This window comes from Burkholderia sp. 3C (assembly GCF_054589155.1).
This window is the reverse complement of sequence record NZ_BAAILN010000121.1, coordinates 1-12211: the sequence shown is the minus strand read 5'-3', so window position 1 is coordinate 12211 and position 12211 is coordinate 1. Positions and strand designations below refer to the sequence as shown.

Annotated in this window: 11 protein-coding genes; 8 read left to right on the top strand and 3 right to left on the bottom strand. The window is 69.3% G+C overall.

Annotated elements, in window-relative coordinates:
• The first annotated feature begins 54 nt into the window (after nt 1-54).
• The 6 genes from ACYP33_RS24350 (at nt 55) to ACYP33_RS24325 (ending at nt 6145) form a co-directional block, all read left to right on the top strand.
• A complete protein-coding gene (locus ACYP33_RS24350) occupies nt 55-1527 on the top strand; it encodes an NAD-dependent succinate-semialdehyde dehydrogenase (RefSeq protein ID WP_459624267.1) in 1473 nt (490 codons plus the stop codon).
• Between the two features lie 85 nt (nt 1528-1612).
• Nucleotides 1613-2329: a glutathione S-transferase gene (locus tag ACYP33_RS24345; protein WP_459624266.1), complete on the top strand. Its 717-nt coding sequence runs from the start codon at nt 1613-1615 to the stop codon at nt 2327-2329.
• 136 nt (nt 2330-2465) lie between these two features.
• The gene (locus tag ACYP33_RS24340) at nt 2466-2909 is read left to right on the top strand and encodes a MarR family winged helix-turn-helix transcriptional regulator (RefSeq protein ID WP_414448536.1); all 444 of its coding nucleotides are present in this window, start codon (nt 2466-2468) and stop codon (nt 2907-2909) included.
• Between the two features lie 119 nt (nt 2910-3028).
• Nucleotides 3029-3592, top strand: coding sequence for an isochorismatase family protein (locus ACYP33_RS24335; RefSeq protein ID WP_459624265.1), 564 nt, complete (start codon nt 3029-3031; stop codon nt 3590-3592).
• Nucleotides 3585-5030, top strand: a complete 1446-nt coding sequence (locus tag ACYP33_RS24330; protein ID WP_459624264.1) for a DHA2 family efflux MFS transporter permease subunit — start codon at nt 3585-3587, stop codon at nt 5028-5030. Before ACYP33_RS24335 ends, ACYP33_RS24330 begins: the two co-directional genes overlap by 8 nt.
• 86 nt (nt 5031-5116) lie before the next feature.
• Nucleotides 5117-6145 carry a hypothetical protein gene (locus tag ACYP33_RS24325; RefSeq protein ID WP_459624263.1) on the top strand — a complete coding sequence of 343 codons (1029 nt, stop codon included), beginning with the start codon at nt 5117-5119 and terminating at the stop codon, nt 6143-6145.
• Nucleotides 6146-6212: 67 nt separating this feature from the next.
• On the opposite strand, the gene shc is transcribed toward ACYP33_RS24325, so the two are convergent.
• Nucleotides 6213-8276 (bottom strand): squalene--hopene cyclase, encoded by a 2064-nt coding sequence (gene shc, locus ACYP33_RS24320; protein WP_459624262.1) that lies wholly within the window; start codon nt 8274-8276, stop codon nt 6213-6215.
• A gap of 161 nt (nt 8277-8437) precedes the next feature.
• On the opposite strand from shc, the gene ACYP33_RS24315 reads away from it, so the two are divergent.
• The gene (locus ACYP33_RS24315; RefSeq protein WP_459624261.1) at nt 8438-9058 is read left to right on the top strand and encodes a TetR/AcrR family transcriptional regulator; all 621 of its coding nucleotides are present in this window, start codon (nt 8438-8440) and stop codon (nt 9056-9058) included.
• Nucleotides 9059-9113: 55 nt separating this feature from the next.
• The gene (locus tag ACYP33_RS24310) at nt 9114-9785 is read left to right on the top strand and encodes an HAD family hydrolase (RefSeq protein WP_459624260.1); all 672 of its coding nucleotides are present in this window, start codon (nt 9114-9116) and stop codon (nt 9783-9785) included.
• Nucleotides 9786-9832: 47 nt separating this feature from the next.
• Here ACYP33_RS24310 and ACYP33_RS24305 read toward each other — a convergent pair whose 3' ends face one another.
• Both ACYP33_RS24305 and ACYP33_RS24300 read right to left on the bottom strand, forming a co-directional pair.
• Entirely contained in the window at nt 9833-10723 is an 891-nt protein-coding gene (locus ACYP33_RS24305) for an NAD(P)-dependent oxidoreductase (RefSeq protein ID WP_459624259.1), read from the bottom strand.
• 588 nt (nt 10724-11311) lie between these two features.
• The coding region (locus tag ACYP33_RS24300) for a ketopantoate reductase family protein (protein ID WP_459624258.1) at nt 11312-12211 on the bottom strand (900 nt) is incomplete at its 5' end.

The following is a 12211-nucleotide window of genomic DNA, read 5'->3' as shown; positions in this document are numbered from 1 at the left end:
CGCCGCCCGATGGCGGCGCGCAGCGCCTACGCCCTTCCGACGAGACGCCATCCCATGACAGCCCGCTTCAGCCTGCAGGACCTGATTCGCACCGACAACTTCATCGACGGCCAGTGGACCGCCGCCTCGGACGGCCGCTGCTTCGCCGTGACCGATCCGGCCACCGGCAAGACCATCGCCGCGGTGGCGGACAGCAGCGAGGCCGACGCCCGCGCCGCCACCGACGCCGCCGCCCGGGCGTTCCCGGCCTGGCGCGACGCGCTGCCTGCCGAGCGCGCCGCCGTGCTGCGCCGCTGGCATGCGCTGATCGTCGAGCACGCCGACCCGCTCGGTCAGTTGATCTCGCTCGAACAGGGCAAGCCGCTGGCCGAGGGGCGCGGCGAAGTGATGTACGGCGCGTCGTACGTGGCGTGGTTCGCCGACGAGGCCACCCGCATCTACGGCGACCTGATCCCGCAGCAGCAGCGCGGCAAGCGCATGAGTGCGCGCAAGGAGCCGGTGGGCGTGGTGGCCGCCATCACGCCGTGGAACTTCCCGTTGGCGATGATCGCGCGCAAGATCGCGCCGGCGCTGGCGGCCGGCTGCACGGTGGTCGCCAAGCCCGCCGAGGACACTCCGCTCACGGCCCTGGCGCTGGTGCTGCTCGCGCACGAAGCCGGCGTGCCGGCCGGCGTGCTGAACCTGATCAGCACCTCGCGCGAGCGCGCGGTGGCGGCCGTGGGCGACTGGCTGGGCGATGCGCGCGTGCGCAAGATCACCTTCACCGGCTCGACGCCGGTCGGCAAATATCTGGCGAAGGAATCGGCCGCCACGCTGAAGAAGCTGTCGCTGGAGCTGGGCGGCAACGCGCCGTTCATCGTGTTCGACGACGCCGATCTCGACGCGGCCGTGGCCGGCCTGCTGGCCTCGAAATTCCGCAACGGCGGCCAGACCTGCGTGTGCCCGAACCGCGTCTACGTGCAGGCCGGTGTATACGAGCGCTTCGCCGAGCGGCTCGCCGAACACGTGGCCGCGCTCAAGGTCGGCCCCGCCACGCAGGCCGATTCGCAGATCGGCCCGATGATCAACGACCGCGCGATCGACAAGATCGCGCGCCATGTGGATGACGCCGTAACACGCGGCGCGCGCGTGCTGGCCGGCGGCAAGCGCCTCGCGGAACTCGGCCCGAACTACTACGCGCCCACCGTGCTGGCCGACGCCACCGCCGAGATGCAACTGAGCTGCGAGGAAACCTTCGGCCCGGTGGTGCCGCTGTTCCGCTTCGAGGACGAAGCCGACGCCGTGCGCGCCGCCAACGACACGCCGTTCGGCCTGGCCGCCTATTTCTACAGCCAGGACCTGCGCCGCATCGAGCGCGTCACGCATCAGCTCGAAGCGGGCATCGTCGGCGTCAACGAGGGCGCACTCTCCAGCGAGGCCGCGCCGTTCGGCGGCGTCAAGGAATCGGGCTACGGCCGCGAAGGCTCGAAGTACGGCCTCGACGATTACCTGTCGATCAAGTACGTCTGCCAGGGCGGCCTGGCCTGAATATAGAAAGGCCCGCCGCGCGCCGACGCCGGATCGTCAGCCGTCCTACACTGTCGGCTGGTCCTGTCCAACGGAGGCGCACACCATGCATTACGAGCTGTATTACTGGCCCACCATCCAGGGGCGCGGCGAATACGTGAGGCTGGCCCTCGAAGCCGCCGAGGCCGACTACACCGACGTGGCGCGCGAGAAGGGCGGCATGGCCGCCATGAGCAAGCTGCTCGACAGCGCAACGCTCGAGGCCGTGCCGTTCGCGCCGCCGTTCCTCAAGGCCGGCGAGCACATCGTCGGCCAGGTCGCCAACATCCTGCTGTTCCTCGGCCCGAAGCTGCACCTCGCGCCGAAGGACGAAGCCGGCCGCCTGTGGGCACACCAATTGCAACTGACGGTGGCCGATTTCGTCACCGAGATCCACGACACGCATCACCCGATCGGCTCGGGCCTCTACTACGAGGATCAACTGGCCGAGGCCGCGTGGCGCAGCGAGGATTTCATCGCGAACCGGCTGCCGAAGTTCCTCGGCTACTTCAGCCGCGTGCTTGCGCAGAACCCGCATCGCGGCGCCTTCATGGTCGGCAGCCAGTTGAGCTATGTGGATCTTTCCGTGTTCCAGTTGATCGACGGCCTGCGCTATGCGTTCCCGAACGCGATGGGCCGCGAGGAGCCGAACCATCCGGGCCTGAGTGCGACACACGATCACGTTGCCGCGCATCCGCCGGTCGCGCGCTATCTGGCATCGGCGCGGCGCATTCCGTTCAATACGCAAGGCATCTTCCGCCACTATCCCGAACTGGATCGTTAGCCGCGCGGCGCGATCTTCAGCCCTGCGAAACAGTTTCGACAGGCGTTGGAAAGCGAAATGGACGCCTGTCGAAAGTCTTCGTATAATTTGGAAGTTAACCTTGCAAGTTCAACTTTCTTTTAATACGATACCGTCCATGTCGCCCGCCCAAGCTTCCGACCGCGCGCTCGAATCCGCCGTCTCCGACCTGACCCTCGCCATCGGCCAACTGGTGCGCCGCGTGCGCTCCGAGCTGGGGCCGAGCGAATACACGCTGTCGCAACTGAGCGTGCTGGCACGCCTCGAACAGAGCGGCCCGCTGACCACCGCCGATCTCGCGCGCGCCGAATCGATGAAGCCGCAATCGATGGGCACGCTGGTGGTCGGCCTGGAAACGGCCGGGCTGATCGAGCGGCAGCCGCATCCCACCGATGGCCGCCAATGGCTGATCGCGCTGACGCCCGCGGGCGCGGCCGAGCGCCAGCAGCGCCGCACCGCCAAGCACGCCTGGCTGCTCGAAGCGGTGCGCGAACTGAGCGACGAAGAGCGCCGCGTGCTGGCCGCCGCCCTGCCGCTGATCAAGCAACTGGCCGAGCGTTGACCGCCGGCCGTTCGCAGTCCTTCGAACCGCCTCGCAATCTTTCACGGCGCCGCATTCCGGCGGCGCCGCGCCGTTCCTGGTCCAACCCGTCACCGGCCCCGCGCCGTAGGAGTCTTTCCATGACCGTCACCGTCCTCGATCCGAAAACCGCCCTCGTCGTCATCGACCTGCAGAAGGGCATCGTCGCCCTGCCCATCGCGCATCCGGCCGCCGACATCGTCGCGCAATCGGTCAAGCTGCTCGACGCGTTCCGCGCGAAGCAACTGCCCGTGGTGCTCGTCAACGTGGCCGGTATCCCGCCGGGCCGCAACGAACAATCGCACGGCGGCGGCGCGCTGCCGCCCGACTGGGCCGACCTGATCCCCGAACTGAAGCAGCAGCCGGGCGACCTGCTGGTCACCAAGCGTTCGTGGTGCGCGTTCACCAATACCGATCTCGACGCCAAGCTGAAGGCCGCCGGCGTCACGCAGATCGTGCTGTGCGGCATCGCCACCAGCATCGGCGTCGAATCCACGGCGCGCGTCGCCCATGCGCTCGGCTACAACGTCACGCTCGTCAGCGATGCGATGACCGACCTGAAGGCCGAAGCGCACGCGCACAGCTTCAGCACGATCTTCCCGCGCCTCGGCGAATCCGGCACGACGCAGGACGTCATCGCGCTGCTCGACAAGCACGGTGCCTGATCGCCGATCCGGCGCCGCAGCGCAGGACGCAGCCCCGGCTGCGTCCGCGCGCCTCGATCCGACCATCTGGAAGGTGTGCGCGGTGGCGACGCTCGGCTCGCTGCTCGCGCAACTCGACGCCACCATCGTCAACGTCTCGCTGTCGGGCCTCGCCCACGCGATGCATACCCGCCTCGCGACGATCCAGTGGGTCACCAGCGCCTACCTGCTCGCGCTCACGCTGGCCTTGCCGATGAACGGCTGGCTGGTGGACCGGCTCGGCGCGAAGCGCGTCTATCTGGTCTGCTTCGCCGCGTTCACCGTGACCTCCGCGCTGTGCGGGCTGGCGTGGTCGGCCGGTTCGCTGATCGCGTTCCGCGTGTTGCAGGGCGTGACCGGCGGCCTGCTCGCGCCGATGGCGCAGATGACCATCGCGCGCGTGGCCGGCGCGCAGATGGCACGGGTGGTGGGCTATGCCGCCGTGCCGGTGCTGATCGCGCCGGTGCTCGGCCCGGTGCTGGCCGGCGCGCTGCTCGATTACGCGTCGTGGCGCTGGCTGTTCCTGATGAACCTGCCGATCGGCGCGCTGGGCCTGGTGCTCGCGGTGCGCTTCCTGCCGGCGGACACCCCCACCGGCGAACCACGCCGGCTCGACTGGGCCGGCTTCGCGTTGCTGTCGCCCGCGCTGGTGCTGGTGCTGTTCGGCTGCGAACGCGTCGCGCGCCCCGAGGGCGCCGCCTCGCTCGCGGCGGGCGCGCTGCTGATCGCGCTGTTCCTGCGCCATGCGCGCCGCCTCGGCGCGCACGCCCTGATCGATCTCGCGGTGTTTCGCCGCCCGGTGTTCGGCCGGGCCGCGTTGACGCAATTCGTCTGGAACGGCGCGCTGTTCGTCTCGCAGATGCTGGTGCCGCTCTACCTGATCGACGGCGTGGGCCGCTCGCCCGGCGAAATGGGCTGGCTGCTCGCGCCTACCGGCATCGGCCTGATGATCGCGTTTCCGTCGATGGGGATGCTGACCGAACGCTTCGGCATCCGATATGTTTCGGCCGGCGGCGCGCTGCTCGCGCTGCTTTCTACACTGCCGATGGTGTGGATGCCGCTGCACGGCTTCGGCCTCGCGGTCATGCTGGCCTCGCAGCTCCTGCGCGGCATGGGCCAGGGCGCGATCGGCGTGCCGACCATCACGGCCGCCTATGCGTCGGTGCCGCGCGAGACGCTGCCGATGGCCACCACCGCGCTCAACATCGTGCAGCGGCTCGGCGGCCCGGCGCTGACCACGCTGTGCTCCACCTTGCTGGCCTGGCGGCTCGCGATCCCGGCAGCGGGCGACGGCGCGAGCGCGCATGCGGCCGCCTACGCGTGGGGCTTCGCGATGCTGGCCGCGCTGTATGCGTTGCTGTTCGCGATGGCGCTGCGTTTGCCGGTACGGGTGGCGAAGCGGGCCGACACGCGCGCCTGAACCGGCCCGCGCGAAGCCATGGCGGCAGCGCAGGCTTCACGCCGCCTCGTGTATCGTGGCGGCGTACTCGCCATTCCGGAAGCCCGATGATCCCGATCCGCCCGCGATCGATGCCAGCCAGCACGTCACACGGGGCCGCGCGCCTTCTCGCGCTTGCCCTTGCCCTCACTCCCGCGCTCTGCCATGCCGACAGCGGCAGCCCAGGCGGCATCCGGCTGTTCACCGTGCTCGCGCTGGCGGCCGGCTGGCTGCTGCTGACCGTGTTCCTGTTCACGAAGCTGCGCCGCGCACGCCCGCTCACGCGTTACCTCGCGACCGCGCTGTTCCTCTGCGCACCGCTGCTGTGGCTCGCCGTCACCTATCGCGGCATCATGGCGACCGGCCCGCAAGGCGCGACGCGCGAGGCCGATGCGCCGGTGCAGATGGGTGGCGCGACGTTCCCGGCCGGCAGCCACGTGCAAACGCGCGTCGCCAACGGGCAGCCCGCCGCGATCACGAGCGAACGCGCGGTAGCGCTCGGCACGCTGTCGATTCGCGGCATCGAACATCGCAACGGCGATGCCGGCACCGTCTACCGCGTCACGCTCGCCTTCGATCAAAGCCTCGACGGCTGGCCCTGCGCGGCCATCAGCGAAACCGGCACCCGCGTCGACGTGAGCGACCCGCACGCGCCGACACCGCGCCTGCTGCAATGCCAGCTCGCGAAAACGGTCAACCTCGGCGACATCGCGTGGCCGCCGGCCACCGTCGTCGAACGTGCGCCGGACGGCGCCGGCTGGACGCTGCACTGGTCGCTCGAAACCTACTCGCAGGTCGGCTACGCCAAGGGGTTCTCGTTCAACGTGAACACCATGTCGGGCGACTACGACACCGCGCGCAAGCTCACGGCGTGGCAAGGCCGGCTCGCGGTGGACGACGAGGTCGGCGTGGGCAGCGTGACGTTCGCCGCCAATCCGCAACCCGCGCTGCGCTGGCAACGCGATGACAACAGCGTGCAGGTCACCGGGAAACGCGCGGGCGCGCCCGCCCAGTCGACCGAAGCCTGCATGAAGGTGGCGGCCCGGCCGCTGCGCTATCTGCCGTGCTCGGGCAGCGCACCGGCCAAGACGCCGTAAACGGCAATCGGGCAGCCGGCTCGTGACCGGCTGCCCGATTGATCAGGATCGCCAAACGCCGCCGCGCTTACTGCACGGCCACCGCCTCGCGCGTCTTCAGCGTAAGCGTCAGGTTCGGCAACGCTTCGGCTTCCGCCTTGACCCGCGCCGCGTTCGACAGCCGCCGATAACGCGCCAGCGCCCACAGCGGAAAATACGCCGTGTAACCGTGGTACTTGAGGTAATAGATGCGCGGGAAACCCGGCGCATTGTGCGAACGGTGCCACCAGAAGCCGTCGTCCTGCTGCACCGACATCAGATAGCGAATGCCGCGCTGCACCGATTCCGATTGCCAGTCGCCGAACGCCATCTGCGCGAGCAGCGCCCAGGCCGTGAAGTTCGATGCGCTCTCGCCGCCGTTGGTGCCGGCCAGCGCCGGATCGATATAGCTGTCGTTGGTTTCGCCCCAGCCGCCGTCGGCGTGCTGCCGCGCGCGCAGCCATGCCAGCGCCCGCGCAATGTAGGGCTGCGAAGGATCTTCACCGGCCAGCGCCAGCCCGGCCAGCACGCTCCAGGTTCCATACAGATAGTTGGTGCCCCAGCGGCCCCACCAACTGCCGTCCGCGCGCTGCGCGCCCTTCACGTATTCGATCGCACGCCGGAGCGCCGGCTTGTCCTCGTCGCGGCCAGTCACGCCGAAGCACAACAACACGCGGCCCGACACATCCTCGGTCGGCGGATCGAGCAGCGCGCCGTGATCGGCGAACGGAATCAGGTTCAGATAAAGACGATCGCAATCGGCGTCGAACGCGCCGAAGCCGCCGTTGCGCGATTGCAGGCCGCGCATCCAGTCCAGCCCGCGCGCCACGCCCTGCTCGTACGGGTTGTGGCCCGTGCTGCGCGCCAGCGCGCGGCCGCGCTGATGCAGCATCGCGGCTACCACGGCGCTGTCGTCGATGTCGGGGTAATACGGGTTCTCGTACTGGAACGCCCAGCCGCCCGGCGGCGTCTCGGCCGGCGCGTTCTCGATCCAGTCGCCGCGCAGCTCGGTCACCTGCTTGCCGGCCATCCATTCGTAGGCGGCGGCGATCTTCTCGTTCAGTTGTGCTTCGGAAACTCGCGGATCGGCACGCGTCTCGGGCACCGCGCGCGCCTGTTCGAGCGCCATCGTGGCCCAGGCCGTATCCCACACCGGCGAGAGGCACGGCTGGCAATACATGCTGCCGTCCGGGCGCTCGACCAACAGCTTTTCAAGCGCGCGCTCGCAGTCGCGGCGCAGCGGATGATCGTCAGGATACCCAAGCGCATCCATCATCTGGTAGCTGTAGACGATCGGCGGGAAGATCCCGCCCATGCCGTCCTCGCCGTTCATGCGCTCGGCGCACCACGCCTCGGCGTGACGGATCGCGCGGCGGCGCAGCGCCTGCGGGATCAGCGCATCGGCATGACGCACGGTGCGGTCGATGCCGAGAAACAGGTTGCGCACGAAACCGCCACGCGCGAAGTAATGGCGTTCCTCTTCGGGAGCGACCACGAACAGCTCGCGGATCGACACGCCGCGCGGGTTCTTCGCGCGCGCCTTCAGCGAACACAGCACCAGCAGCGGCACCATCGTCGTGCGCGCCCAGTAGGCGACCTTGTACATCGAGATCGGCACCCACTTCGGGAACAGCACGAACTCCACCGGCATGAACGGCGTGGCACGCCACGGCACCTGGCCGAAGGTGGCCAGCAGGATGCGCGTGAACACGTTGCACTTCGCCGCGCCGCCGAGCTTCAGGATGCATTCGCGAGCGCGCACCATGTGCGGCGCGCTCTCGCTGTCGCCGGCCGCCTTCAGCGCGAAATAGGCCTTCACGCTGGCCGACACGTCGGGTGCGCCATCCACGTAGAGATCCCAGCCGCCGTGGGTCGACAGCCGTTGAATCCCGCGCAGGTAGATCGCCATGCGGGCCTGCCGCGCGTCGTCGATCTTCCCCATGAAATGCATCATCAGGATGTATTCGGCGGTGATCGTCGCGTCGGATTCGAGTTCGAAGCACCAGCTGCCGTCGGCGTCCTGGCGCTGCGCAAGGGCGTCGCGGCCGCGCAAAATCGCGGCATCGAGCATCGATGGCAGAGGAAGAGCGGAATTTTTCATCGGCCGGATCATACCATCCAGCCGGATTGTTTGGATTTGACGGCCGATGTTAAGATGCGCGGATGAATTCCTCCCGGCCTTCCGCGCCCGCCGCGCCGCCTGTCGACCCGGCCGCCGTGCCCGCCTCCTCGTTGCCCGCGCCGGATTTCGTATCCGCTGACGTTGCGCCTCGCGTGTCCGCAGCCGCATCGGCCGCCTCCGGCGAGCGCCCCGCCACCGACGACGCCCGCGGCAACCGCCGCAAGAAAGCCCCCGCCCATGTCCGTTCGCAGTTATTGAGTGCCGCCGCCGATATCGCGGCGGAACACGGCGTGCATGCCGTCACGCTCGACGCCGTGGCCGAGCGCGCCGGCGTCAGCAAGGGCGGGCTGCAATATCACTTCCGCAGCAAGCAGGCGCTGCTGGATGCGCTGTTCGCGCAGACCCTCGAACGTTTCGAGCAGCAGATGCATACGCGCATCGACCGCGATCCGCACCCGCAGGGCGCGAACGCGCGCGCCTACCTGCACGCGGCGATGGCCGAAGCCGCGCCCGCCGCCAGCACCAACCTGCTGCGCGTGCTGGTGTCGTCGATGATGACGGACCCGGACGCGCGCGAACGCTGGGCCGCGCCGATGCGCGAGATCGCGCGCCCCGATCCGCTGCCGCTCGGCGATGCCGCGCGCCTGATGATCTGCCGGCTCGCCGCCGACGGCATGTGGATTTCCGAATTGCTCGGCTATCAGAACCTGTCGCCCGACCTGCGCGAGGAAATCGTTCGCCAGCTCGAGGCGATGACGATGGACGGCGCCTGAGCGCCACGCACCCGCCCTTCCCCTTCCCGCTTTCCCCCTTTGACGGAGTAACACGATGCCTTCCCCGATCCCGTTCGACACGATCCGCGCGATCGCTTTCGATTTCGACGGCGTGATTCTCGATTCGGTCTGGATGAAGGTGAACCTGTTCTTCGAGTGCTACGACGAGCCGATCAGCGATACGCAGCGCGCCGACATGCTGGCCCATCTCGTGCATCACGGCGGCGTGGGCCGCGTCGCGAAGTTCGCGCACTACGAGCAGGTGATCTTCGGCCGCGTGCCGGACCCGGCTGTGGTGCAAGGGCGCGCGCAGCGCTACAGCGAGCTGCTGATGGAGCGCATCGACAGTTGCCCCGAGTTGCCCGGCGCACGCGCGTTCCTCGAAAGCCGGCAGGGCGCGCTGTCGCTGCACCTGATTTCCGGCACCGCCGACGACGATCTGCAGCGCATCACGCGCGAACGCGATTTCGCGCGCTATTTCCGCAGCATCGTCGGTTCGCCCACCACCAAGCCCGATGCGTTCGCCGACGTGCTGCGCCAGGGCGGCTGGCAGCCGGCCGAGGTGCTGGCGATCGGCGATTCGTTCACGGAATTCGACGCGGCGCGCGGGCTCGGCATGCCGTTCGCGGGCATCGTCGCGCCGGGCGAGGAGAACCCGTTCCCGGCCGACGTGCCCGTCTATCAGGATATGGCCGCGCTCGATGCGGCCTGGCATGCCGCCAACTAATCAGCACCGCTGACGAAACCCCGCGCACGGCTTAAACACTCGCACATTCAGCCCCGGCCCCGCGCCGTGCGCGCCTCGATCGCGCGCACCACGGCGGCCATGTCCTCGCCCCCGTGCCCGAGTGCCAGCGTCTCGTCGTACAACGCGTGGCACGTATCGAGCAGCGGCGACGCCAGGCCCGCATTGCGCGCGGCCTCGGCGGCCAGTTGGTTGTTCTTCAGCACGTCGGCGATCGACGCCTGCACCTCGAAATCCTCGCGCACCAGCTTGTCGATCTTCACGCGCGACACGGCGCTGGCCATCGGGCCGGCGTCGAGCACGGCCTGGAATTGCGTCAGGTCCAGCCCGTAATGGCGCGCCAGGTGCGAGGCCTCGGCCAGCGCCGTCACCATCGGAATCAGGTAGCTGTTGACGGCCAGCTTCATCAACAGGCCCGCCGGCACCGCGCCGCATTCCACCGCCTGATGGCACATCGGCGCGAGCAGCGGGCGCACCACGGCCACGTCGTCCGGCTCGCCGGCCAGCATCGCCACGAGTTGCCCCGCCTCGGCCGGCTTGCGCGAACCAGACACGGGCGCTTCGACGTAACGGCCGCCGGCCGCGCGGATCTCGGCGTCGAGCGCGCGCGAATACTCGGCCGACATGGTGCCCATCTGCACGATCAGGTGCCCGCCCACGCGCTCGCCGAACGCGGGCGTGCCACGGCCGAGCACGGCGTCGAGCGCCGCAGCGGTCGCCATCATCAGGATCACTATCTTTGCGCTGCGGTAGACCTCGTCGACCGTTTCGGCCACCCGCGCGCCCGCTTCGCGCAACGGTTCGCAGCGTGCCGGCGAGCGGTTCCACACCACCAGTTCGGTGCCCGCGCGCGCGAGGTTGAGCGCCATCGGCTGCCCCATCACGCCGATCCCGACGAATCCCACGACTTCGCTTGCCATGCCTTGTCTCCTCGATATGCATCGTTGAAGCACGCCGCACGATGCGGCGCGCGACGTCGGGCGGCGGGGAAGGTACGCGGAGCGCGTGCCGGCGCGCGAGAAACGGCGGGGCGGCACGGTGGCGGAAGCAGGCTGAAGCAGGCGGAGGAAACACCCCGGCAGCGCGGCGGCCGGGTCGGCAGCAGCGGCGGGTTCGATGGCCCGGATCGGCGCACGTCGTCATCTCCGCGCACGATCGTGTCGCGCGCGTCGACGCTCATCCTAGCAATTCGCCGCGCGGAAGCAAGCGCGGCAGCGCATGGCGGGCCTGATTGGGCAGGATGCCCGGTGCCGTCATGCGCGGGCGGGTATCAGGCAGAAGCGCCTTCGCTGCACGGGCGAGCCTGAGGCGACGGTGCCCTCGCTGTACGGGCAAGCATCAGGCGGCGGCACCCTCACTGCACGGGAAAGCCCCAGGCAGCCGCGCCCTCACTGCGCGGGCGAACCTCAGGCAGCCGCGCCTTCGCCGCACAGGCGAGCCTCAGACACCCGCGCCTTCGCTGCGCGGGCAAGCATCAGACAGCGACGCCCTCGTTGCACGGGCAGCCTTCAGGCGGCCGCGCTTTCGCGCGCGTTGCGCGCTTCGTAAGCCTTCAGGTGGTTGTAAGCCACGCGCAACAGCTTCAGGCCGCCGTCGTCGGCCGGCGCGCGCGCGAGCAGATCGCCGATCACGTGATCGGCCTCGACGCGCGCGTGGTTCTCGACGTCGCGCAGCATCGAGGCGGTCATGCTCGATGCGGTGAACAGCATGCGGCGCGCGCGCTCGTGCAGCGATTCGCCGGCCGGGAAGCCGTTGTGCGCGGCGATGGCGGTCACTTCGCCGAACATCGTTTCGAGCAACTGGCGGCCGTCCGGCGCGGCCAGGATATCGCCCACCGAGCCGCGGAACAGCGACGTGGATGCGGCCAGCGTGGACAGGAACATCCACTTGTCCCACATCTTGGCGACGATATCGTCGGCCGGCAGCACGTCGAAGCCGGCGCCCGAGAACGCCTCGGCCACGGCCTGCGTGCGCGGCGTGAGACCGCCCGCCAGATCGCCGAAGCCCACCGCGTGCGCATCGTTCAGGTGAACGATGTGTTGCTCGGCATCGAGCGTGGCCGCGATCATGCAGAGGCCGCCCATCACGTTCGCGTCGCCGAAACGGGCCTTCAGCACGTCGATATGGCGCATGCCGTTCAGCACCGGCAGGATCGCCGTGCGCGGGCCGACGAACGGCGCGAACGATTCGATCGCGTCGTCCAGGCCATACGATTTGCAGCTCAGGAAGATCAGGTCGAACGCGCCGGCGCGATCGGCGTCGCCGGCCTGCACCGTCTTCACGTCGCGCAGCGTCAGGTCGCCGGCCGGGCTGCGGATCACGAGGCCGTCGCGCGCGAGCGCGCGAGCGCGCCCCTCGCGCACGAGAAACGTCACGTCACGCCCGGCCGCGGCCAGCCGCCCGCCGAA

Bases quoted from the DNA above. Each gene is read 5' to 3' on its own strand.
- ACYP33_RS24335 (WP_459624265.1), top strand. From the start codon at position 3,029: ATGACCGTCACCGTCCTCGATCCGAAAACCGCCCTCGTCGTCATCGAC.
- ACYP33_RS24325 (WP_459624263.1), top strand. From the start codon at position 5,117: ATGATCCCGATCCGCCCGCGATCGATGCCAGCCAGCACGTCACACGGG.
- ACYP33_RS24310 (WP_459624260.1), top strand. From the start codon at position 9,114: ATGCCTTCCCCGATCCCGTTCGACACGATCCGCGCGATCGCTTTCGAT.
- shc (WP_459624262.1), bottom strand. From the start codon at position 8,276: ATGATCCGGCCGATGAAAAATTCCGCTCTTCCTCTGCCATCGATGCTC.
- ACYP33_RS24305 (WP_459624259.1), bottom strand. From the start codon at position 10,723: ATGGCAAGCGAAGTCGTGGGATTCGTCGGGATCGGCGTGATGGGGCAG.
- ACYP33_RS24340 (WP_414448536.1), top strand. From the start codon at position 2,466: ATGTCGCCCGCCCAAGCTTCCGACCGCGCGCTCGAATCCGCCGTCTCC.
- ACYP33_RS24350 (WP_459624267.1), top strand. From the start codon at position 55: ATGACAGCCCGCTTCAGCCTGCAGGACCTGATTCGCACCGACAACTTC.
- ACYP33_RS24345 (WP_459624266.1), top strand. From the start codon at position 1,613: ATGCATTACGAGCTGTATTACTGGCCCACCATCCAGGGGCGCGGCGAA.